This is a genomic window from Mesorhizobium sp. Ca11, assembly GCF_020165275.1.
Classification (GTDB): Bacteria; Pseudomonadota; Alphaproteobacteria; order Rhizobiales; family Rhizobiaceae; genus Mesorhizobium.
Genome location: NZ_JAIUHU010000008.1, coordinates 282,466 through 303,894, shown reverse-complemented (window position 1 = coordinate 303,894; position 21,429 = coordinate 282,466). Strand labels below are relative to the sequence as shown.

24 protein-coding genes are annotated in these 21,429 nt (G+C 64.1%); 14 read left to right on the top strand and 10 right to left on the bottom strand.

Features of this window, described 5'->3' with window-relative positions:
* Window positions 1-208: 208 nt before the first annotated feature.
* Window positions 209-2,344, bottom strand: coding sequence for an ABC transporter ATP-binding protein/permease (locus LB538_RS17265; protein WP_224524657.1), 2,136 nt, complete (start codon window positions 2,342-2,344; stop codon window positions 209-211).
* A gap of 108 nt (window positions 2,345-2,452) precedes the next feature.
* A complete protein-coding gene (locus tag LB538_RS17260; RefSeq protein WP_224524658.1) occupies window positions 2,453-4,375 on the bottom strand; it encodes a putative bifunctional diguanylate cyclase/phosphodiesterase in 1,923 nt (640 codons plus the stop codon).
* Window positions 4,376-4,790: 415 nt separating this feature from the next.
* Here LB538_RS17260 and LB538_RS17255 point away from each other — a divergent pair, with 415 nt between their 5' ends.
* The 4 genes from LB538_RS17255 to LB538_RS17240 all read left to right on the top strand — a co-directional run bounded on the left by LB538_RS17255 (window position 4,791) and on the right by LB538_RS17240 (window position 7,110).
* Window positions 4,791-5,939, top strand: coding sequence for an amidohydrolase (locus tag LB538_RS17255; RefSeq protein ID WP_224524659.1), 1,149 nt, complete (start codon window positions 4,791-4,793; stop codon window positions 5,937-5,939).
* A 41-nt stretch (window positions 5,940-5,980) separates the two neighbouring features.
* Window positions 5,981-6,538 carry a DNA-3-methyladenine glycosylase gene (locus LB538_RS17250; protein WP_224524660.1) on the top strand — a complete coding sequence of 186 codons (558 nt, stop codon included), beginning with the start codon at window positions 5,981-5,983 and terminating at the stop codon, window positions 6,536-6,538.
* A gap of 85 nt (window positions 6,539-6,623) precedes the next feature.
* Window positions 6,624-6,923, top strand: coding sequence for a DUF2934 domain-containing protein (locus LB538_RS17245; protein ID WP_181174971.1), 300 nt, complete (start codon window positions 6,624-6,626; stop codon window positions 6,921-6,923).
* A 7-nt stretch (window positions 6,924-6,930) separates the two neighbouring features.
* The gene (locus LB538_RS17240) at window positions 6,931-7,110 is read left to right on the top strand and encodes a hypothetical protein (protein ID WP_140847661.1); all 180 of its coding nucleotides are present in this window, start codon (window positions 6,931-6,933) and stop codon (window positions 7,108-7,110) included.
* Window positions 7,111-7,163: 53 nt separating this feature from the next.
* Here the strand turns inward: LB538_RS17240 and LB538_RS17235 are convergent, their stop codons facing one another.
* Window positions 7,164-7,478 (bottom strand): EthD family reductase, encoded by a 315-nt coding sequence (locus LB538_RS17235; protein ID WP_224524661.1) that lies wholly within the window; start codon window positions 7,476-7,478, stop codon window positions 7,164-7,166.
* A gap of 201 nt (window positions 7,479-7,679) precedes the next feature.
* Here LB538_RS17235 and LB538_RS17230 point away from each other — a divergent pair, with 201 nt between their 5' ends.
* Window positions 7,680-8,039, top strand: coding sequence for a hypothetical protein (locus tag LB538_RS17230; RefSeq protein ID WP_224524662.1), 360 nt, complete (start codon window positions 7,680-7,682; stop codon window positions 8,037-8,039).
* A gap of 22 nt (window positions 8,040-8,061) precedes the next feature.
* On the opposite strand, the gene LB538_RS17225 is transcribed toward LB538_RS17230, so the two are convergent.
* Both LB538_RS17225 and LB538_RS17220 read right to left on the bottom strand, forming a co-directional pair.
* On the bottom strand, window positions 8,062-8,673 hold the full coding sequence (locus LB538_RS17225) for a dihydrofolate reductase family protein (protein WP_224524663.1): 612 nt from the start codon (window positions 8,671-8,673) through the stop codon (window positions 8,062-8,064).
* A gap of 1 nt (window position 8,674) precedes the next feature.
* Window positions 8,675-9,205, bottom strand: coding sequence for a cupin (locus LB538_RS17220; RefSeq protein ID WP_224524664.1), 531 nt, complete (start codon window positions 9,203-9,205; stop codon window positions 8,675-8,677).
* Between the two features lie 80 nt (window positions 9,206-9,285).
* Here LB538_RS17220 and LB538_RS29195 point away from each other — a divergent pair, with 80 nt between their 5' ends.
* The 8 genes from LB538_RS29195 (at window position 9,286) to LB538_RS17185 (ending at window position 16,775) form a co-directional block, all read left to right on the top strand.
* Window positions 9,286-9,408, top strand: a complete 123-nt coding sequence (locus tag LB538_RS29195; protein ID WP_263482351.1) for a hypothetical protein — start codon at window positions 9,286-9,288, stop codon at window positions 9,406-9,408.
* Between the two features lie 130 nt (window positions 9,409-9,538).
* The gene (locus tag LB538_RS17215) at window positions 9,539-10,117 is read left to right on the top strand and encodes a TetR/AcrR family transcriptional regulator (RefSeq protein ID WP_224524666.1); all 579 of its coding nucleotides are present in this window, start codon (window positions 9,539-9,541) and stop codon (window positions 10,115-10,117) included.
* Window positions 10,118-10,155: 38 nt separating this feature from the next.
* Entirely contained in the window at window positions 10,156-11,454 is a 1,299-nt protein-coding gene (gene fabF, locus LB538_RS17210; RefSeq protein WP_224524669.1) for a beta-ketoacyl-ACP synthase II, read from the top strand.
* 57 nt (window positions 11,455-11,511) lie between these two features.
* A complete protein-coding gene (locus LB538_RS17205) occupies window positions 11,512-12,327 on the top strand; it encodes an oxidoreductase (protein WP_140631914.1) in 816 nt (271 codons plus the stop codon).
* 146 nt (window positions 12,328-12,473) lie between these two features.
* Window positions 12,474-13,238 (top strand): sulfotransferase, encoded by a 765-nt coding sequence (locus LB538_RS17200; RefSeq protein ID WP_318012433.1) that lies wholly within the window; start codon window positions 12,474-12,476, stop codon window positions 13,236-13,238.
* Window positions 13,239-13,624: 386 nt separating this feature from the next.
* Window positions 13,625-14,452: a transporter substrate-binding domain-containing protein gene (locus LB538_RS17195; RefSeq protein WP_224524673.1), complete on the top strand. Its 828-nt coding sequence runs from the start codon at window positions 13,625-13,627 to the stop codon at window positions 14,450-14,452.
* Between the two features lie 51 nt (window positions 14,453-14,503).
* On the top strand, window positions 14,504-15,784 hold the full coding sequence (locus LB538_RS17190) for an NAD(P)/FAD-dependent oxidoreductase (protein ID WP_224524675.1): 1,281 nt from the start codon (window positions 14,504-14,506) through the stop codon (window positions 15,782-15,784).
* 19 nt (window positions 15,785-15,803) lie between these two features.
* The gene (locus LB538_RS17185; RefSeq protein ID WP_224524677.1) at window positions 15,804-16,775 is read left to right on the top strand and encodes an amino acid ABC transporter permease; all 972 of its coding nucleotides are present in this window, start codon (window positions 15,804-15,806) and stop codon (window positions 16,773-16,775) included.
* A 3-nt stretch (window positions 16,776-16,778) separates the two neighbouring features.
* Here the strand turns inward: LB538_RS17185 and LB538_RS17180 are convergent, their stop codons facing one another.
* Both LB538_RS17180 and LB538_RS17175 read right to left on the bottom strand, forming a co-directional pair.
* Complete coding sequence (locus LB538_RS17180) at window positions 16,779-17,591, bottom strand: PfkB family carbohydrate kinase (protein ID WP_224524679.1); 813 nt, start codon at window positions 17,589-17,591, stop codon at window positions 16,779-16,781.
* Window positions 17,592-17,629: 38 nt separating this feature from the next.
* Window positions 17,630-18,643 carry an SIS domain-containing protein gene (locus LB538_RS17175; protein ID WP_224524680.1) on the bottom strand — a complete coding sequence of 338 codons (1,014 nt, stop codon included), beginning with the start codon at window positions 18,641-18,643 and terminating at the stop codon, window positions 17,630-17,632.
* A gap of 185 nt (window positions 18,644-18,828) precedes the next feature.
* Between LB538_RS17175 and LB538_RS17170 the strand changes: the two genes are divergently transcribed.
* Window positions 18,829-19,560: a GntR family transcriptional regulator gene (locus LB538_RS17170; protein ID WP_224524681.1), complete on the top strand. Its 732-nt coding sequence runs from the start codon at window positions 18,829-18,831 to the stop codon at window positions 19,558-19,560.
* A 58-nt stretch (window positions 19,561-19,618) separates the two neighbouring features.
* On the opposite strand, the gene LB538_RS17165 is transcribed toward LB538_RS17170, so the two are convergent.
* From LB538_RS17165 to LB538_RS17155, 3 genes are all read right to left on the bottom strand, one after another.
* A complete protein-coding gene (locus LB538_RS17165; protein WP_224524683.1) occupies window positions 19,619-19,807 on the bottom strand; it encodes a hypothetical protein in 189 nt (62 codons plus the stop codon).
* Window positions 19,808-20,109: 302 nt separating this feature from the next.
* Entirely contained in the window at window positions 20,110-20,856 is a 747-nt protein-coding gene (locus LB538_RS17160; protein ID WP_224524684.1) for an SDR family oxidoreductase, read from the bottom strand.
* A gap of 30 nt (window positions 20,857-20,886) precedes the next feature.
* A complete protein-coding gene (locus LB538_RS17155; RefSeq protein WP_224524686.1) occupies window positions 20,887-21,348 on the bottom strand; it encodes a VOC family protein in 462 nt (153 codons plus the stop codon).
* Between the last annotated feature and the right edge of the window lie 81 nt (window positions 21,349-21,429).

The window sequence follows — 21,429 nt, the reverse complement described above, 5'->3', positions numbered from 1 at the left end:
AAAGGTGGCGCTGCGAAGCAGCGACGGATTGGGGGAACCACCTGGCAATCAAGCTTCGGCCTGATCAGTCACGCCAGTCACAGAAGATATGTGCAAAGCGTAGCCCACTTTGTGGGGCCGGGAACCCAGGCTTGCGAAGGTGGCGCGCTTGGCGATTGGCGGAGTGCGGGGGGCGCCGCCGGCGATTGCGCACGACGTCAGAGTGCCACTACCCCTTATCGCCGCCGCTGCCCCACAGCGCGCGCTGCAGCAAGCCCGGCGCGCGCTTCTTCGGCGCGAGCTCGACATCGCTCACCAGCCGCGCCCCGCCCTCGCGCCTCTCCAGCGTGATCTTTCGCGTGTGGAAGGCTTCCAGCTCGGCGCGGTGCGCGACGCTGATGATGGTGACCTGGGGCAGCACCTTGATCACCGTCCGCATCATCTTGTCCTGGCTCTTCTCGTCCAGCGCCGAGGTCGCCTCGTCGAGCACCACGATGTCCGGCGCGTGCAGCAGCAGGCGGGCAAAGGCGAGGCGCTGCTTCTCGCCGCCCGACAGCGTCTGGTCCCAAGGCGCCTCTTCCTCCAGCCGGCTCTTCAGATAGCCGAGGCCCACCTTGTCGAGGGCCGCATTGATCTCTTTCGTCTTCCAGTTCTCGGCGGCGGCGGGATAGGCGGTGGCGCGGCGCAGCGTGCCGGACGGGATGTAGGGGCGCTGCGGCAGCATGAAGAGGCGCTTGCCCGGGTGGAAATCGACGCTGCCGCTGCCCCAGGGCCAGAGGCCGGCGATGGCCCGCACCAGCGTCGACTTGCCCGAGCCGGATTCGCCCGAGACCAGCACGCGCTCGCCAGGCGCGATCTCCACCTCGGTTTCCTTGACCACGGCGGTGCCGTCGTCGAGCGTCACGGAAACATTGTTGAGGCTGAGCATCGCGCCGTCTGCGGTCTCGCCGCGCTGGATGCGGCCCAGCTTGTCGTTCTCCTCGGCGCGCTCCAGCCCGTCCAGCGACATCATCAGCGAGGCGATGCGGTGGGCCGAGGCGTTCCAGTCGGCCAGGCGCGGATAGTTGTCGACCAGCCAGCCGAAGGCGCCCTGCACGATGGCGAAGGCGGAGGCCGCCTGCATCACCTGGCCCAGCGTCATCGAGCCGTCGAGGAATTTCGGCGCGCATAGAAGCACCGGCACCACCGGCGCGAACAGGCTGGAGCCTTGCGAGACCAGTGCCGTGCGCATGTGCTGGCCGGTGAGCCGCGCCCAGCGGCCGAGCACGCCGGCGAAGGTGCGGTCGATGCCGGCGTTCTCCTCCTCCTCGCCGCCGAGCAGCGCGATGCTCTCGCCATTCTCGCGCACGCGCGTCAGCACGTAGCGGAACTCGGCCTCGGCCTGGTTCTTGTCCTCGGAAAGCTGGACGAAGCGGCGGCCGATGGCGAACATCGAGGTCGAGGTGATCGCCGCGTAGATGACCGCGGTGACGACGAGGAAGCCGGGCACGGTGATGGTGGAACCGCCCAGCGAAAAGCTCAGCGCGCCGCCGATCGTCCATAGCACCACGATGAAGGTCGAGGCCGACAGGAAGGCGTTGAGGACGCCGGCGATGAAGTCGACCGGTGATTCGGTGGCGATGCGCAGATCCTCGGTCAGGCGGGCCTCCGGGTTGGCATGGTCGCCCTTGACGAGGTTGAGCTGGTAGTAGCGGCCGCTGGCCAGCCAGCGCTGGACGACGGCCGTGGTCAGCCAGGAGCGCCAGCGGCGCTGCATGGTCATGCGCAGGTACACTTGCGCGACCACCAGGCTGATGCTGCCGGCGACCAGCGGCAGGAAGACGGCGCTCAACCAGTAGACGGTGTGCGCGTCGCGCAGCTCGATGGCGTCGAAGATCGCGCGGTTCCAGCGGTTGATGCCGTATTGGAAGCCGACATTGACGCAGATCAGCGTGAGCAGTCCGATCGTCAGCGGCCAGGCAAGCCTGTCGCCGCGCAAACCCCAATAGCCGCGCCCGCTGATCCAGAAGCGCCGCAGCAGATATCTCTTGCGCGCCCGCACGGCCTCCTCGGGAGAAAGCTCGGGATCCGGCTCGATCGCCTCGGGCGGCGGCGACCCGGCATGGCCGATGGCTTCCGGCGCGGCATCGGCGGATGCCTTTTCTTCGGCCTCGCCGGCCTGCGGCTTGCGTTGCTGCGCCTTGTCGTCTTTCAGCCGGTCTTCGTGCCGTGTGTCTTCCCGCGGCCTCTCGGCGCGCGACTTAGTGGCGCCACGCGGTTCCGACTGGCGCGGCTTGTCCTGGCGCGGCGGCGCCGAACGCGGCTTGCTTGCACCGCGCTGCGTGGCGCTGTCGGCCGGTTTCGGTTTGTGCTTGGCCGGGGACATCGCGCCACAACGGCCCAAAAATCAAAAGGTTTCACGCTGGCCGCGGCTACCCTGTCCTTCCGACGCCGGTTGCCCGCCAAGTCAATGAATGCCCTTGGCGGTGGCCAATCAGGCGGCGCTGCCGCTCTTGGGCGTGCGCCGTGGCTCGAAAAGGGCCTCGGTGGCGGAACTACCGGTCGCGTCGAAGGCGAGCGCATCGCCCAGGGGGAGCGCGGCCGAGAAAAGATAGCCTTGCCCAATCACGCAGCCCAGCGAGCGCAGGATCATACGGTCGGCGTCGGTCTCGACCCCCTCGGCCATCACCTCGATGCCCAGCGTCCGGCCGAGGCCGATCACCGCCTCGACCACGGCCTGGTCCTCGAGGGATTTCGCCAGGTCGCGCACGAAATCCTTGTCGATCTTGATCTTGCGGATGCGGCTGTCCTTGAGTGAAACCAGGGTCGAGAAGCCGGTGCCGAAATCGTCGAGCACGATCGATATGCCCGCATCCGCCAGACGCCCGACCTTTTCGTCGACCCGGTCGCGGTCGACCGGCGCCTCCTCGGTGATCTCGATCTCGAGCATCGCGGCAGGCACGTCCTTGGCCTTCAGGCCGTCGAGGATCATGTCGTCGACATTGCCGGCCTCGAGCTCGCGCGGCGAGAGGTTCATCGCGACGCGAACATCGCGGCGCCCATGCTTCACGAGCTCTGCGATGATGGCGCAGCAATTGAAGAACACCGTCTCGGTCAGAAGCGAAAGCAGCCCGGTTTCGCGCGCGGCAGTGACGATCTCGGGTGGCGAGATGGCGCCATGGACATCATGGTGCCAGCGCAGCAGCGCCTCGAAACCGACCACCGCGTTGGTATCGAGCCGCACCAAAGGCTGGAACCAGGAGCAGAGCGTGCCGGTTTCGATGGCGCCGCGCAGGTCGCGCTCGATGCAATTCTTGCGTTCCAGCGCGGCGTCCAGCCCGGCGTCGAAGAGACAATATTCGTTCCTACCGCCGCGCTTGGCGGCATAGAGCGCGAAATCCGCCTTGAGCAGCATCTCGGTCAGTCGCGGCTTTTCCGATTGGTAGATGCCGATCGAGGCGCCGACGCGCACCGAATTCAACTCCGGATCCGGATTGGCGATGGCAGCGATGATGGCGGATGCAAGCTCGCCGGCCGCTTGCTGCGACCTGCCGGCGGAGAAAAGCAGCACGAACTCGTCGCCGCCGATGCGCGCGATCGTGGCACCTTGCGGAGCGTGGTCCTCGATCCGGCGCGCCACCCTGACCAAAAGGTCGTCGCCGATGTTGTGGCCATAGGTGTCGTTGACGGATTTGAAGCCGTCGAGGTCGATCAGCATGGCCACGAACGGGCCGTCGGAGAGCCCGAGCTTGGCAATCGCCTGCTCCAGCCCATAGCGGTTGAGCAGATTCGTCAGCGGGTCGCGCCTGGAGTTGCGCTCCATCTCGGCGGCGAATTCGCGCGCCTCGTATTTGAGCCGGCTCGTCTCGCGGAAGCGGAATTGCCCGAGCAGCGCGCTCCTGACCATGCCGCCAAGGAAAAGCAGCACGGTGAAGGCGAGCACGTAATTTTCAACGCCGCCCTTTGCAAGCACGCAGCCGGCGGCGGTGAGGAGCGGCAGGATAATGAAATTGATCGAAGCCGGCGCGTAGGAGGTGCCGTAGGTGACCGAACCGGCCGAAGTGCCGGCGAGCACGATCAGATAGAGCGGCGCCTGGCTGGTCGTGTATCCGTCGCTCAGCAGCGCCAGAAAAGACCAGGCGACGCCCGAGGCAAGCGCCATCAGGCCATAAAGCGAAAGCCGAGCGCCCACCGCCCTCGGGTTGTCGCCGGCGGCTTCCGATTGGGTGACGGCAAGCGCTACGCGCGCGCCGTTGATCAACGCGATCGCCACGAACCACAGCACCGCGGCAAGGCCGCCCCCCGACAAGAGCTGCACCGCCAGGATCAAGGCCGAGAGCACCGTGCCGATCGGCATCGAGATGAAGACGCCCTTGCTCAGATCCGCAAGCTGGTCGCGCAGGATGCCGGCTTCCACGGCTTCGCTCCTTCCCTCGGATGAGGGACCCGACACCAGCCGCTCGTCATGCCTTTTCATGTCTCTAATGGGTAGGCGAGCGGAATGAAAATCGTGTTAAGGATTTCAGCGGTTTACGTGGCATTTCTTGATTGAGTCTGGCCGATGCCGGGAGCTAAAAGAAAGCCGCGCGACGGCTCCCTATCAAGACGGGACCATCGGGCAACGGTTCTGAACTTTTGCGGAGCGTTGCGGGTGGACAGGACGAGCGTCGCCTTCGTCCGATCAGCCGCGACCTGCCGCAGGTGAAGGCGGGGAGATAGCGGCATTGATTTCGCGGAGGCCGATGGCCTATCCGAATTGATCGGCATGGCACGGCGCGAGAAAAAACCTATCGTGTTTGTGTGACCTGAAAAACCCATCGGAGCCCCAACGCATGACCCTGACCAATCGAGACATCGTCGAGCTCACCGAATGGCGGCGCAAGCTGCACCGGCAGCCGGAAATCTCGAATGAGGAGGAAAGGACCGCGAAGGAGGTGGTGAATTTCCTCGCCGATACCGGGCCGGACCAGGTGCTGACCGGGCTCGGCGGCCACGGCGTCGCGGCGGTCTATGACAGCGGACAGGTCGGACCGACGGTGCTGTTCCGCTCGGAGCTCGACGCGCTGCCGATCGCGGAGCTTTCGGGCGTCGCCCATGCCTCCGAGGTGCCGGGCAAGTCGCATATGTGCGGGCATGACGGGCACACCGCGATCCTGGCCGCGCTCGGCCGCCAATTCGGACGCGAAAGACCGGCGCGCGGCCGCGTCGTCTTGATGTTCCAGCCGGCGGAGGAAACCGGCAACGGCGCGGCCGGGGTCGTCGCCGATCCACGCTTTGGCGAGATCCAGCCTGATTTTGCGTTTTCGCTGCACAACCTGCCGGGCGTGCCGTTCGGCGAGGTGCGGCTGAAGGCCGGCACCGTCAACTGCGCCTCACGCGGCATGCGCATCATGCTCGAGGGCAAGACGGCGCATTCCTCGATGCCGGAAACCGGCATCTCGCCGATGCCAGCGGTGAGCGAGCTGATGCCGGCGCTGCCCGCGCTCGGGCGCGGGACCTTCACCGACGAGGATTTCGGCATGGTGACCGTCACCCATTGCGCGATGGGCGAAGCCGTGTTCGGCATAGCGCCCGGCTATGCCGAAGTGTGGGCGACGCTGCGCACCCGCCGCGACGAGCGCATGGCCGAGCAGGTCGCCGCCGCGGAGGCGCTCGCGGCAAAAATCGCCGCTAGGCACGGCCTTGCCGTTCGTTTCGACTATCACGAAATCTTCCTCGCCAGCGTCAATGCGCCGGACGCTGTGGAGCATCTCAAGCGCGCGCTCGACGCGGAAGGCATTGCGCGCAGCGAAGAGGCGCTGCCGATGCGCGCCTCGGAGGATTTCGGTATTTTCGGCCACAATGCGAGGTCGGCGATGTTCTTCCTCGGCGCCGGCGAAAGGCACCCTTCCCTGCACAACCCCGACTATGATTTCCCGGATGATCTTATCCCGATCGGCTCGCGGATCTTCATGCGCGCGGCGCGCAATCTTTTGGGCTGAGCGGACGGCGATGATGAGCTGTCCGAACGACGCCGATCGCCATGCCGCCTAGTGTCGGGCCCGATTTCTTCGCCCGCGACGCGGTTATCGTCGCGCGCGCGCTGATCGGCGCCAGGCTTGGGCTCGCCGGCGTCGGCGGGATCATCGTCGAGACCGAGGCTTACCGGCCCGACGACCCCGCATCGCACAGCTTTCGCGGCCGCACGCCGCGCAACGCGCCGATGTACGGCGTGCCCGGCGCCGCCTATGTCTATCGTTCCTATGGGCTGCATTGGTGCTTGAACGCGGTGTGCCTGCCGGGCAGCGCCGTGCTGATCCGGGCGATCCAGCCGCAATCCGGCATCGCCGCGATGCGCGAGCGGCGCGGAACGGATGACGACCGGCTGCTCTGCTCCGGCCCCGGCAAGCTCTGCCAGGCGCTGGACATCGACGGTTCGCATAACGGGCTCTCGCTTACCGCGCCGCCGTTCGAGTTCGCCCGTTCCGAGGCCGACCCGGCCGCAATCCTCGCCGGTCGCCGGATCGGCCTCACCAAGGGCGTGGAAGCCGAGTGGCGCTTTGGCCTCGGCGGATCGGCCTATCTCAGCCGCAGGTTCTGAACCGCAAGCTTATCCATTCCCTGTCCCCGTCACGGATCATTCGCGGCCAGCGCGCGTTTGAAGACAGATGACGGAGGATCGGACAATGGCAACCGACAAATACGAACGCATCAAGCGCCGCGCCTATGAGATCTGGCAGCGCAGCGGCGAAGCGAATGGCCAGGACGAGGAGCACTGGCATCAGGCTTGCGAGGAAATCGAGCGCGAGGACAACGGCTTGGGCGAACAGCCGGGTGCTGCGATGCCCGGCGCGGTCACGATACCGGCCGGCAATCCGGACCGGTCGGCGGCCGAGGCGCTGGCGCGCAAGGCCATGGCAAATCGTCCGGACAAGCCGGCCGCCGACGATCCGGCGCCGAACAAGCGCAGCCGGCGCAAAGGCTGACCCGGCCATGGTCAAAAACGTCGAACAGGCATTGGACGACGCGTTGCTGGCCATGCGCATGCTGCGCAAGTCGATCGTCGATCACGGCCATCTGGAAGCGATGGCCGATCTGGATGCCGTGATGGAAACCGCGATCGCCGCGGCGGAGCAAAAACGCATCGACATCGAGCGGAAAAAGTCGACGTAAGCAGCGATGCGGCCGCGATTCTCGGCGGCCGATCGTCCTGTGTCGGCGCGGGCTCAAACTTCCCTGCTGTCGAAGAGGAACATCTGGATGCCCAATTCATCGGGCGCGTAAAGCCGGCGGTCCGCGGCGGCCGCCTTTCCCTCCGGGCTTGCGAAAGCCCTCTTCATCGCTTCGAGATCGTCAAAATAAAGCGTCCCGATCAGGTAGACATCGGACGGTCCGGCCACCACCGTGATCGGCCCCTGGCTGACCTCGTATTTCCTCAGACCCGGGATCTTCTTGGCAAGCGGTATGTGCGTCTCGAAATAATGCTTGTCGAACGCCTTGGCGTCAGCCGGCTGCTTGTAGATGACGACCATTCCAGCCATTGCGGTTCTCCTTTTTCGTTGGGACGGAAGCAAGGACGAAATGGTGGGCGGAAACGGAACGGGACGTTGAAAAAATCTCGGGAGCGCAGAAGGACGACGATGGCGGCTGTCGCGCCCTGCCCGTTACTTTTCGCCGCTATCTCGCTTGTGCGAAGGAGCGTTCTGTGTTCTCTCCGCCTTGAATTAGCAGGGACTCAAACGATGAGAATTGCGGTGCTCGTTGCGCTCTGCGCGGCAGCGGCGGGATGCGTGTCCTCTGCCGCCGATAATGGCGCTTCGCTGTCGCAGCAGGATCCGAAATGGGCATCGCCGGAATGCCAGCAAGCCCGCGCCGCGGCATCGGACTACGCCCAGCGCGAGAAGGACCATCCCGGCTGGGGGTTCGGCGTGCTTCTTGGCCCTTACAGCATGGGGATGGTGGCGGCGGTCAAGGAGCATGAGCACCAGCAGCGACGGCTTCTTGCCCGCCAGATGCACCTGCAATGCTCGAGCCAGCCGCTGCCGAAGGAACTCGATTTCGATCCGGCAAGCTACGCGCCGAAGAAAACGCATTATCCATAGAGGAAGAACCGCTGGGTTCCGGTTATTCTGGCCGCTCCGCCGCGGCCTTGCCGTCGAATGCATAAGTGAGGATCGCCACGCCCGTCGCGGTCGACACCTGGTTGGACAGCTTCAGCATAGAGGTCGCCTGCCCCGGCTCGAAAAGGCGCGAGCCTGTGCCCAGCACCAGAGGGTGGACCATCAGCACCAGCTCATCGACAAGCCCGTGCCGCATCAGCGCGCGCAGCAGCTTGCCGCTGCCGAACACAATCAGCGCCTTGTCGTGATCTTGCTTCAGCGCGCGCACCGTCTCCCCGGCATCGCCGGCAAGCAGCGCCGAATTCTCCCAGCGCGGCTCATAACCGGCGTCATGCGAGGCGACGAACTTCCGTGCACCGGTCAGCGCCCTGGTCATCGGGCTGGCCGGCTGACGAACAGCCCAGGCTTCGTGAATATCCTCGTAAGTCGTGCGGCCGGCGAGCAATGACCAGCCGCCGGCCATGGCGTGGCCAATGACTTCCTGCATCTTCGGGTCGCTGCCTGGATTGCCCCAACCGCCGTGCGCAAAACCATTGCGTGTGTCTTCGTCGGCGCGCCCGGGCGCCTGGAAGACACCGTCCAGCGTCACATGCTCGATGGCGACGATGCTTGCCATTTCAGCCTTCGCTCCAGGCTTTCAGCAACGGCCCGTCGCCGCCGAAGAGCGGATCCTTGTCGGGCCGGCCGACCTTCGGGATCGTGCGCAGCGCCTCGGCGCGCTGCTCCGGGCTCCGGCACAAATCATAGGTGCCGAAGGGCGGATAGGCGCCGACGACCAGAAGATCGGCCGAGCCGGACAGGCGCTGGTGGCCGGTGCCGGCCGGCAGCACCGCCACGTCGCCCGCCTTCACCTTCAGCACCTTGCCTTTGTCGCCGCCGAAGCGGACCTCGGCGGTGCCGCGCGCGATGCCCAGCACCTCGTGAATGCGCGAGTGATAGTGGACGAAGCCGTAGATGCCGTTGCGCCAGCTGTCGCCCCAGCCATTGGCGCCGAAAATATCCTCGAGAACAGCAGCCGGATCGCCTTCGTCCGGCAGTTGCACGGCGCCGAGGTAGACGAGCATGGGCCAGCGCGGATGATTGGGCACCAGGCCGTCATCGGCGAAGCGGAGGGCGAGCGGTTCCTGTTTGTCGACAGATTGTGCCATCCTTGCGGTTTCCTGCATGGTCTTAATGGGACCTAACGGTTTCCCGCGGGTTTTGCTCCGGCCGGTCTGAGGAGGTCACAATGGCTGCATTTCGTCTTTCGGCAATGGGCCTTTTTGCATCGGCGCTTGCCTTTACCGCCGTCGCCGCCGGCAACGCCGAGACGATGGCGGTGATCGTCGCAGCGCTTCGGCATCGAAGCTGATCTAGGCCTGCCGCAGGCACATTCAGCCCGTAGCAAACCGCCACGTGGGGGCGCCGCCCATTGATAGATTGCGTTCGGCTTCTAACTGAATTATAGATGTCGTGCGTAATCTAAAATATGGAGGTCGACGATGCGCGTGAGCCGCATTCAGGCTGAGCAGAACCGGCAAACCGTGATCGATGTCGCAAGCCGGCTTTTTCGGGAGCACGGCTTTGACGGTATCGGCCTTAAGGACCTGATGAAGGGCGCCGGGCTGACCCAAGGCGCTTTCTATAAGCAGTTCGCGTCAAAGGAGGACCTTGCCGCGCAAGCTTCCAGGCGCGCGATGGAGAGCGCTGCCGACAGATGGACGGCGGCGACCGCAGCGAATCCCGGCGATCCGCTTGGGGCGGTGATCGAGTTCTATCTCAGCATGGGCCATCGCGAGGAAAGGATGGACGGCTGCCCGGTCGCGGCGCTCGGGTCGGATGTGGCCAGACAGGGGACCGAGGTAAAAGCGTCGTTCGAAGTCGGCATCAAAGCATATCTTGAAGTGCTCGGCAAGATGATTGCCAGGACTGAGAACGAGGAAACCGGTGAAAAAGCCATGGCCGTCCTCTCGACGATGGTCGGTGCGGTGGTTCTCTCGCGCGTCGTCAATGATCCCGATCTCGCCCAAGCCTTTCTGGATGCAGCGGCCGAACAGGTTCGCGACACCGTCAGCGTCTGACCGGCGCGGGCTGGCCACTCAGATCGATAGGAGAATAGATGCGACGGATTGTTGTCACGGGGATGGGCGCGGTCACGCCCCTTGCCGCAAATATCGAGACGTCGTGGTCGCGTCTCCTGGCCGGCCGCTCGGGCATTCGAAGGCTTCCTGAGGACATGGTGGAAACCCTGCCGACAAAGATCGGCGGAACGGTTCTTTCCCTGGAGGAGGATCCCGAAGCCGGTCTCGATGCGAATGCCTTCCTGGCGCCGAAGGATCAGCGCAAGATCGATCGCTTCATCCTATTCGCGCTGGCGGCGGCGGAAGAGGCGCTTGCCCAGGCGGGATGGAAGCCGGAGTCGGAAAAGGATCGGCTTCGCACCGCGACGATCATTGCTTCAGGTATCGGAGGGTTCCCCGCCATCACCGAGGCGGTGCGGACCGTCGACCAGCGCGGCGTTCGGCGTCTTTCGCCGTTCACGGTGCCGTCTTTCCTGGTGAACCTCGCCGCCGGCCACATCACGATCCGTTACGGCTTCAAGGGCCACATCGGCGCGCCGGTAACGGCATGCGCCGCCGGCATCCAGGCGATCGGCGATGCGGCGCGCATCATCCGCGCCGATGAAGCCGACATCGCCGTGTGCGGCGGCACGGAAGCGTGCATGAACGTCGTCAGTCTGGGCGGCTTCGCGGCGGCACGCTCGCTTTCAACCTCCTTCAATCACCGTCCCGATCAGGCCTCGCGTCCGTTCGACATGACGCGGGATGGTTTCGTCATGGGCGAAGGCGCCGGCATCCTGGTCATCGAGGAATTGGGCCATGCGCTGGCGCGCGGCGCGAAACCGCTCGCCGAGGTCGTCGGCTACGGCACGACGGCGGATGCCCATCACGTCACGTCCGGTCCCGAGGATGGGGATGGCGCGCGCCGCGCGATGGAGATCGCGATCGCCCAGGCCGGCATTTCACCGCGCGAGGTCCGCCATCTCAACGCGCACGCGACCTCCACGCCGGTGGGCGATCTGGGAGAAATCGAAGCGATCAAAACCGTCTTCGGCACGGATTTCTCCATAGCCGTCAGCGGAACGAAGTCGGCGACAGGACATCTGCTCGGAGCCGCCGGCGGGATTGGCGCGATCTTCACCATCCTGGCGCTGAGGGACCAGGTGGCGCCGCCGACCCTCAATTTGAGCGCCCCCGATCCGGCCGGCGACGGAATAGACTTCGTCGCAAACCGGGCCCGGCCGATGGAGATGGACTACGCGATCGCCAACGGCTTCGGCTTCGGCGGCGTCAACGCCAGCGTGCTGTTCCGGCGCTGGGACGGGCACGGCGTAAACGGTCGAACCGCTCGTGACTGACGCTCTTTGCTCCAGCCTTTCCTGCCTTTCCAGTCCAACCCAAAGAAAGTGATCTCCATGAACAGGACCAATCCTGGCGTCGCCATTGTCACGGGGGCATCCAGCGGAATCGGGCACGCAACGGCCAAGGCCCTGCAGAGCGCCGGCTTTCGCGTGTTCGGAACGAGCCGTCGCGCGGTCTCCAAGAAAACCGACGGCATTACCATGCTGACCTGCGACGTGACCGATGACGCCTCCGTGGCGAAGCTGGTCGATGAGGTGCTGGCCGATGCCGGGCGCATCGACGTGCTGGTCAACAATGCCGGCATCGGCCTGCTCGGCGGCGCGGAGGAATCCTCGACTGCACAGGCCCAGGCTCTGTTCGACGTGAACGTCTTCGGTGTCATCCGGATGATCAATGCGGTGCTGCCGATCATGCGACGTCAAGGAAAGGGCAGGATCGTCAACTTGAGCTCAGTGCAGGGGTTCATCCCCGCCCCCTATTTCGCGCTTTATTCGTCGACCAAACATGCCGTTGAAGGCTATTCCGAATCGCTTGACCACGAAGTGCGGCCGTTCGGAATCCGCGTCGCATTGGTTGAGCCGGCCTATACCCGGACTTTGTTCGAAGACAATCTGGCCAGGCCGGACCAGGTGCTCGATGTCTATGACGCCGCGCGCGCCGGCATGACCACAGCCGTGCGGAAGGCGATGGAAAAAGGCGATACGCCCGAAGTGGTGGCCAACACCGTTTTGGCGGCCGCGACCGATCCCGCTCCGAAGCGGCGCTATGCGGCGGGAAAGACGGCGCGCCAAGTCAGTTTCCTGCGCCGTTTCGTCCCCGCATCGGCATTCGACAAGAGCCTGCGAAAGCAGCTCGGGCTGCCGGCCTGACAACGGAGCCTTTCACTCCAGCCGCCCTGCCTCCAGGTCAAAACGCCGGCAGCAATTAGCTGTTCGTCACTGACCGCATATAAGCATTCCCTATTGCAATCCCCGGAAGAAAAAGGTTGTTTAGAATCTCCGGGGGAAACGAAATCGTGAATAGAGGCGTGGTGCGGCTTCTTCCGAAGCCCAAGGTTTCAATATTCATTTGCGGATGCGGTCATACGGGGTCAACTTTGCTCGCCCGGATACTGGCTGCGCATCCGGAAATTTTCTCTATCCGCCGCGAGACAAGCGCGTTTGTCTCAAGCGATGGGGCGCGATGGACCAAGCTAAGCGCGGTTTTGCTGCAGGCAGCCATTTCACGCCGCAGCGTCTGGGTCGAAAAGACCCCAAACCATATCCACTATACGAGGCAGATCATCGAGACGATCCCGGGCGCGCGCTTCATCGTCGTCACGCGCGACGGCAGGGACATCGTGGCCTCGCTAGGGCAGCGTTACGAGGGCGATTTCGACAAGGCTTTCCAAAGATGGATCGCCGACAGCAAGGCCTCGATGGAGCGTATCGAAAAGGGCGAAAGCATCCTGTGGCGTTATGAGGACTTCATCGAATCGCCTGCGCTTTCCATCGAACGGCTATGCCGCTTCATCGGCGTGGCCTTCGATCCAGGCATTCTGAACTATCACCAGCAGCCCGTCATATGGGGGCGCGAAAAGGCGGTGCGCACGCCGCATTCCGCTCGCCGGCACGCCCAGGTGAACCAGCCGATCACCGACTATCGGGGCAGCTGGCGATCCAGCCTGCCGATGGAAGTGGCCTGCCGTTTCGACGCCGGCGAAGCGCGGGAAATCATGGGCTATTTCGGATACGCGCAGGCCGAGCGTCCGGCAGGTGCCGGTCACCAGACCCAAGCGTAGTCGAGAAGCGACCCTTTGCGCTTGTACGGATCGCACGCCGCGGATTGAGAAGCAGCGGCCTGTGCCGACGCGTTGAGCGCCCGCGCCTGCCATGAAATGAGCAACACCTTCAGCATGGATTTTGGCGCGCCGAACGGGCCGGGTATTCAGCAGCGAGCGTCGAGAGCTGGTGGCGGCCCGACTGATCCGCGAATGCGCATAACAGCCGGCGGCTGCGGCCGATCGCATAAAAGTCCAAGAAAATTCGACCAATGCCGATCCGGCCAACGCCGGGAACGCGTATCGCAGGCCAAACTCGACGATGCGCCGATAAAGACGCTTGACTCACCCTCCCGCTTACGGACAAGTTGCGTTGTCAGACATCTTACATACGAGAGGGAGGTTTCGTGAGGAGATTTATCGCTTGTTTCGCGCTGGCTGCCGGCGCGCTCGCATTTGCGTCGGCAGCGTGGGCGGGAGAAACCCTGGATCGCGTCACAACCAAGAAGGCCATGGTGGTCGCGACCAACAGCGGCTGGCCACCGCAGAGCTTTCTCGACGAGAGCAACCAGTTGGTCGGTTTCGATATCGACGTCTCGAAAGAGATCGCCAAGCGCCTCGGCGTCGAGGTCAGCTTCGACACGCCCGATTGGGCGACCATGACCGGCGGCCACTGGCAGGGCCGCTATGATCTTGGCGTCGGCTCGGTGACGCCGACTAAGGCCCGGGCCAGGGTGATCGATTTCGCCGGCATCTATTATTACAGCCCTTATGTCTATGTGGTCCACAAGGACAGCAAGGCAAAATCGGTGAACGATCTGAACGGCAAGGTGATCGGCGTCGAGACCGCCACCACGTCGGAAGATTTCATCCGCCGCCAATTGGAGATCGACGCTCCCGGCCTTCCGCCAATCGAATACAAGCTGCAGCCTGGCGAAATCCGGACTTTCGCCGATTCCATGCTGCCCTTCGACGATTTGAGACTGGGGGACGGCGTGCGGCTCGACGCGGTCATCGCGCCCGAGCAGACCGCTCAAAACGCCATCAAGAACGGTTATCCGCTGCGCATCGTCGAGGGCGACTACGCCTTCCGCGAGCCGCTGGTGGTGATCGCCGACAAGGGCGATGCCGAGTGGACCACCAAGATCGGCGGCATCATCGACCAGATGAAGAAAGACGGCACGCTCGCCACGCTGACCACCAAGTGGTACGGCAAGAACTACAGTGCCGATTGACGCTCATCGCGGGCGGCCCCTCAAGGCCGCCTGCTTCCGTCAGAACCTATCATGACTTATCCCGATACCTATTATCGCCGTACACTTGCCGACGAGAAGGTCAGACCGCCGCTCGCGGGTCCGGCCGAATGCGACACGGTCATTGTCGGAGGCGGACTGGCCGGTCTGACGACGGCGCTGCAGCTGGCGCGCGCCGGGCAACAGGTCGTGCTGCTCGAAGCCGAGAGCATCGGCTTCGGCGCCTCGGGCCGCAACGGCGGCTTCGTCAGCCCCGGCTTCGCGACCGGCAGCGACAAGATCGCCGCGATGGCCGGCGCGGCGGCGGCACGAGAGCTGCACCGGCTGTCGATCGAAGGCGTCGATTTCGTGCGGCAGACGATCAAGGATCTCGACATCACGGCAGCGAAGCCTCGCCCCGGAATCATGGGCGTGCTGCGCCATGACGGCGGCGCCGAACTGAAGGCTCATGCAGAGAAACTGGCGCGGGATTTTGACTATCCGCTCGAATATCTCGAGCGCGACCAGGTGCGCGCTGTGTTGCGTTCCGAGCGCTACTACCAAGGCCTGCGCGATGGCAACGCCTTCCACATGCATCCGCTGAACTATCTGCGCGCCATCGGGGCGGAGATCGAGCGGCTGGGCGGCAGGATTTACGAGGGCTCCAGCGCGATCGAGGCTAAACTCGACGGCCCGCACAAGACCCTACGCACCGCAAGCGGCGAAGTACGCGCGGGGCAAGCGGTGTTTGCCACCGGCGGCTATACAGGACCGCTGGTCGGTCGGCTGAAGCGGGCCATGTTGCCGATCGCGACCTATGTGATGCTGAGCGAGGAAGCCCCCGATCTCATCGCCGGCGCCATCGCGACGACGGATGCCGTCGGCGACAACCGCCGGGCCGGCGACTACTACCGCGTCGTGGAGGATGGAAAGCGGCTGCTCTGGGGCGGGCGCATCACCACGCGGGCCGCTTCGCCGGCGGCGCTGGCCAGGGAATTGCGCCGGGAGATGGTTGGAACCTACCCCCAGCTCGCTGCGCTCAAGACCGAACTCGCCTGGTCGGGGCTGATGGCCTACGCCCGCCACCTGATGCCCCAGATCGGGCAGCTGCAGCCAGGCGCCTGGTATCTCACCGCGTTTGGCGGGCACGGCATCAACACGACGGCCATAGCCGGCAAGGTGGTCGCCGAGGCGGTACTCGGCCAATCGGACCGCCACCTTCTGTTCGCGCCGTTCGGGCTGGCCTGGGCAGGCGGACCGGTGGGGCTTGCCGCGGCGCAACTCACGTATTGGAAGCTGCAGGCGCAAGATTGGTGGCGCGAACGCCCCCGCTAACCAGAAGGGATATCGACAGGTGATCGGCAGACTGCTGCTCAACTATCCGGACGCCACGCGCCGCATCGGCGTATGCCTGGCGCTCGCCGCTTTCGCCGCGGGCCTCTACGCTCTCGGCATCAAGGCAGACTGGATCGGCAAGCTGATCCCGAGCTCGATCGAATGGCTTGCGGCCAATCCCGTGGTGGCGCGAGCCGTCTCGGCGGTGCTGATCGCGCTGATCGTGGCCGCCAACTGGAAGGCGCTACAGCAACTCGGGCGCAAGCAGCAGATCGTGGCGGTATGGATCGAGCTGTTCGTGCTGCTGATGCTGTTCTTCTATTCCTTTGACCTGTCCTTTTCTTTCATCGCCCGGAAGATCGGTTTCCTTATCTCGCAGGGCGTGGTGACCACGCTCTACATCTCCGCCATTTCGATCGCCATCGCGACGGTCATCGCCTTCATCGGCGCCATAGCCAAGCTGTCCAAGAACGGCATCGTCTATGGCCTGGCCACGTTCTACACCTCGCTGTTTCGCGGGCTGCCATTGCTGATGCAGATCTACATCATCTATCTCGGCCTGCCGCAGGTCGGTTATGTGATCGGGGCCGTGCCTGCCGGGATCATGGCGCTGTCGCTTTGCTACGGCGCCTATATGACCGAGATTTTCCGCGCCGGCATCGAAAGCATCCCGCGCGGCCAGACGGAAGGCGCCACCGCACTTGGCCTCAGCCCCAATCAAACGATGTTCCTGGTGATCCTGCCACAGGCGATGCGCGTCATCGTGCCGCCGACGGGCAATCAGTTCATCGCGATGCTGAAGGATTCCTCCCTGGTCTCGGTGGTCGGGGTCTGGGAGATCATGTATCTGGCGCGCACGCAGGGCCAGACCGAGTTCCGGCATATCGAGATGCTGATCACCGCCTCGATGATCTATTGGATTTTGTCCATCGGGCTCGAATTCCTGCAGTCCCGCATCGAGGAACGGTTCGGGCGATCGCTCAAACGCTGAGCTTCAATGGGGCATCCCCTCCTGGGGAAAGCCGCCGAGATGGCAGCAGGCCAGAGCGGCATGATCGCGGCCGCTTTCGAGGCATTGCACCAGCGGCTTCCTCGCCAGCCAGGCATGCAGGAAACCGGCGATGAAACTGTCGCCGGCGCCGGTCGTATCGACGACTTGGACCGGGCGGATGCCGGTCTCGGCGCGCTCGCGGGCCGTCAGCGCCATCGACCCCTCGGCACCGCGCATGACGACGGCGCAGCCTGCGCCGCGCGACAGGAGATCCGCGGCCATCGCTTCGGCCGCGTCGCGATTTTGGCCGGTCGAGCAGAAAACTACGCTCAAACCCTCCACACCGAGATCGGCGGGATCGGCGTTGACCGAGATGTCCTGCGAGACGCTGACGCCGGCCCGCGACAGGCGCCTGCGCAAGGCGCCGCCATCGTTCAGCCAGCCGATATGGACGTGATCCATCGCCTCCAGGATCGCCAGTTCGGCCTCGTCCGGCGCATAACCGGCGCAGGCGCCGAAATCCTCGGCAGCAATCAAACGCTCGCCGGACGGCAAGACTTTGATGTCGGTCCAAGCGGTGTTGCGCTGGCCTACGCGCAGGTGCTTGACCGCCACCCGATTGGCTTCGAGCTCAGCGCGGGTGCGTTCGCCCTCGGCGTCGCGGCCGACCGCGCCGAAATAGAAGCTGTTATGGCCAAGCCGCGCGAGCTGGACGGCAACGTTGAGCGCGTTGCCGCCGACCAGCGAGCGGCCGATCGGCGCTCTGAGGCGGTCGATGCAGTTGTCGCCGACGGCGGCAAATCGAAGGCTGCTCATATCCTGCGCTGCGATCAAGCTGACGCCGAGAGCTAAGCTCAATAGACAACGCGCTTATAGTAGCGGCGCGTCGTCAGCGGGTGGTTGCGGATCACCTCGAGATGCGCGCTGACCCGTTCGAGGGCGGTCGCGAGCACGATCGGCGAAACCAGCGCGCGCACATCCGGCGAAATGCCGGGCAATTCAAAATCGGCCGTGTCGAGCACCGTCAACTTGTCCGTATAGGTAGGTGCGAATTTCTCGACGCGATCGGCCAGCGGCCGCGCGCTGTCCTCGCCCTTGAAGAGCACCACGCTAACATTTTTGTCCACCAGCTCCAGCGTGCCATGGAAAAAGTCGGAAGCATGCACGGGGCGGGTCCGGATCCACTGCATCTCCTCCAGGATGCACATGCCGTAGTACCAGGCCTGCGGCCAGACATTCCCGGCGCCGGTTATGATGTGATAGTCGGAAGCGGCCAGTTTTTGCGCGAAGCCGGCGGCTTCCTGTTCATAGCTCTGCTTCACCTCCAGCAACAGTCGCGGCAACTGCTCCAGTTCGGCGAAAATCCGTTCGGATTCGGCGAGCTCGCCGCGATGCTTCAGCACTGCAAGCGCGATGAAGAGCGACTGGAGATAGAATGACTCGCAGGACGTGTCGTCCTCGGCGAAGTTGACGAAGACATGGTCGCCGGCCTTGCCGAGCGGCGTCTCCTCATGTCCGACCAGCGTGATCACCGTCGCCCCGACGTCCTTGATCCGGGACAGCAATGCCACGCTCTCCTTCGTGGTGCCGGAGAGCGAGGGCAACACGACGATCGATTTGTCGGTCAGGTGCACGGATTGGACCAGCTGCAGTTCGGCGGTGATGTCGACGAAGGCCGGAAAGCCAGATCGGCGCTGCAGCAGTTGCGCCGCCGGATGCATCAGGATCGCTGCACCGCCGGTGCCGAGAAAGAAGATGTTTTGCGCCTCGGCGGCGAGGCACTGCGCCACAACGGCTTCAATGCGCTCGCGCAAGGCCACCGCCCCCGATTGGATGCGCACAAACCGGGCTTCATCGAAATTGAGCATCGTTCCCTCGATCAGTTAAGTTGTAAGACAACTGACATCTGCGGGAGCACATTTCAAGAGAAATTTTGCGGATAGGCTCGCCTGCGTTGCCTACACGACGTGCGGTCGCCACGGCATGCCTCCGCTTGACCCGGGCGCGATTGTCCGACAACAAAGGGAGAGTTGGCACAATGGGGAAGAGGGACGTGGACGAGCCGCTTCGGGATGCGCGCACATTGGCGGTTCAGCTGCGCGACCGCATGGCCGACCTCATCAGGACCGAAGGGCTCAAGCCCGGCGACCGGCTGCCAACGGAATCCCAGCTGACGCAGCGCTTCCGCATCTCGCGCCCTGCCCTGCGCGAAGCGCTGAAGCTTCTCGAACAGGACGGCATCATCTCCGTCACTCATGGTCTCGGCCGCTTCGTGACCGCGAACTCCGCCGTCCAGGTCGACCGTCCAATCACGGTGTTCGAAAGCGTGACCGACATGTCGCGCCACTATGGCTACAACACCGTCAACAAGGTTCTTTCCATCGCCGAGGAAACGCCCGATCCATTGATCCAGCAGCAATTGCGGTTAGCGGACGGAGAGCGCGTCATCCGGCTTGAACGGCTGCGGCTGCACAACGATCTGCCCCTCATCTATTCACTCGACTACGTACCGCGCAGCCTTTTGCCGGGGCGCCTTTTCGACATCGAATGGAGCGGCTCGCTGCTCGCCCTGCTGGAAAAGCACCGCCATCAGCCGCGTATGTCGGCCGCCTCCGTTGCAGCCGTAACGCTGCCCGACGAAATCGTGCAGCGCAACGACTTGCGCGACTTCGGGCCAGCCCTGCTCATTACGGAAACCTGTTTCGATGGGAGCGGAACCCCGGTCGTCCATGCCGCCGTCTATCACCGCGGCAGCCATTTCACCTTCAGCTTCGCACGAAAGTGAAAGCTCAAAGGGTGGCGATGACCAGTGTCAGGTGCCATGCAGATATCGAAGGCCGTGACTAGCGCGGGAGCAGCCGAGAGACCTTGAGCCGCGGCGCGAAGAAACAGCGCAGATAGGGCTGGTTGGTTATGACGTAATGGTTCTCGCAGATATGGTATCGGCCGTCCGGCGATTCCTGCACGCGGTCTGGCGGGATGTTGAAGCCATCGGGAAGATAGACATAGCCGCCGTCGGCCCCGGATTGCACGGCAGACTCGGGGATGGGGCGGCAATCCGTGCCGCCGCAGCATTTGAAGTTGGTTACCGGGTCGACCTTGTTTTCGTACCAGTCATGAGCATCGGCGCATGTCGCGGCGACAATCCACAGTGACGATGACCCTTCGCATGGCGTTCCTCGACGGTGCGGAGGCGCTGCTCATTCGAGCATCATCTATATTAGCGTTCCGCCGAAAACGCCATTGCTCGGCGAAGGTCTGGAAGGCGGCGCCCAGCCTTGCAGACGGCAATAGGTGAAGCCGGAACCTTCAAACCAAGGTCCGGCTCTGCCGCTCACACCAGCCTTTGCCCGCCGTCGATGTGGACGGTCTCGCCGGTCATGAACTCGTTCTGCATCAGGTAGAGATAGGCCGGCGCGATATCGGCGGGACTGGCGATCTTTCCGACCGGCAGTCGGGCACCCATCTGCTCGAAATAGCCTGATTTGGCGGCGCCGACGATCTCGTCCCACATTTCGGTATCCACCCAACCGGGCGAGACGATGTTGACGCGGGTTGGCGCAAGTTCCAGCGCCAGCGCCCGGGCGAAATAGGTGAAGGAGCCGGCGACGGCCGCGACGACAGAGCCGCCGGGGACCGGCGGACGGTCCTTGTTGATGCCGGAGGTGAAGATCATCGAGCCAGCCTTGTTCAGCGTGCGCACAGCGTGCTTGGCCAGCATCACTGCGCCGATCAGCTTGCCGTCGACAAATTGGCGCACGAAATCCATGTCGGTCTCGCCGATCGGATAATTGGGCGGCGGCGTGCCGGCCGTCGCCACCAAATGATCGAAAGCGCCGGCTTGCTCGAACAAGCCGGACACCTCGGCCTCATTGGCCATGTCGGCGGCGATGCCTGTCACGCGCCCTGCCCCGCCGAGCCGCTTTTCGGCGGCCTTCAGCTTTTCGGCCGAACGGCCGGCGATCACCACCTCCGCGCCGCTTTCAAGCGCCGCTGCCGCGACGCCGAAGCCGATGCCGGAGCTGCCGCCGACGACAATGATCTTCTTTCCGTTGAGCGATGTCATGGGGAGATTGGTCATGGGTCTTCTCCGTCCGCGATGGGTTCAAAATCAGGCGCGGCCGGCGTGGGCTGCTTCGATATCGGCGAGGATGATCTTCTTCATCGAATACATCGCCTGACGCGCCCGGTCGGCCTTGGCGCGGTCGGGGTCGTTCATCAGGCGCAGCGCCGGTTCGGGAATGACCTGCCAATAGACGCCGAACTTGTCCTTCAGCCAGCCGCAGGGCTGCTCCGAGCCGCCGCCGGCGGTCAGCGCGTTCCAAAAATAATCGGTTTCGGCCTGGTCCTTGGTTTCGATGTAGAGCGAAATCCGCTCGTTGAAGGGCGGCACGCCGCCGGCGTTGAGTGCGGTAAAGCACTGGCCTTCGAGCTCGAAATCGAAGATCGCATGCGGCTTGTCGGTGAACTCGATGGTCCGCAGCGCGCGGCTGTTCTTGAAGACCGAGAGATAGAAATCTCGCGCGGCTTCGGCATCGAGGTTGAACCAGAGGAAGGGATGAACGGTGGCCATGATGTCCTCGCAGGTTGGATCTTAAGTGAGTATTGATCACAAATTCTGTGAGGATTTTTGATTGGAAAAGGCTCGACGGAC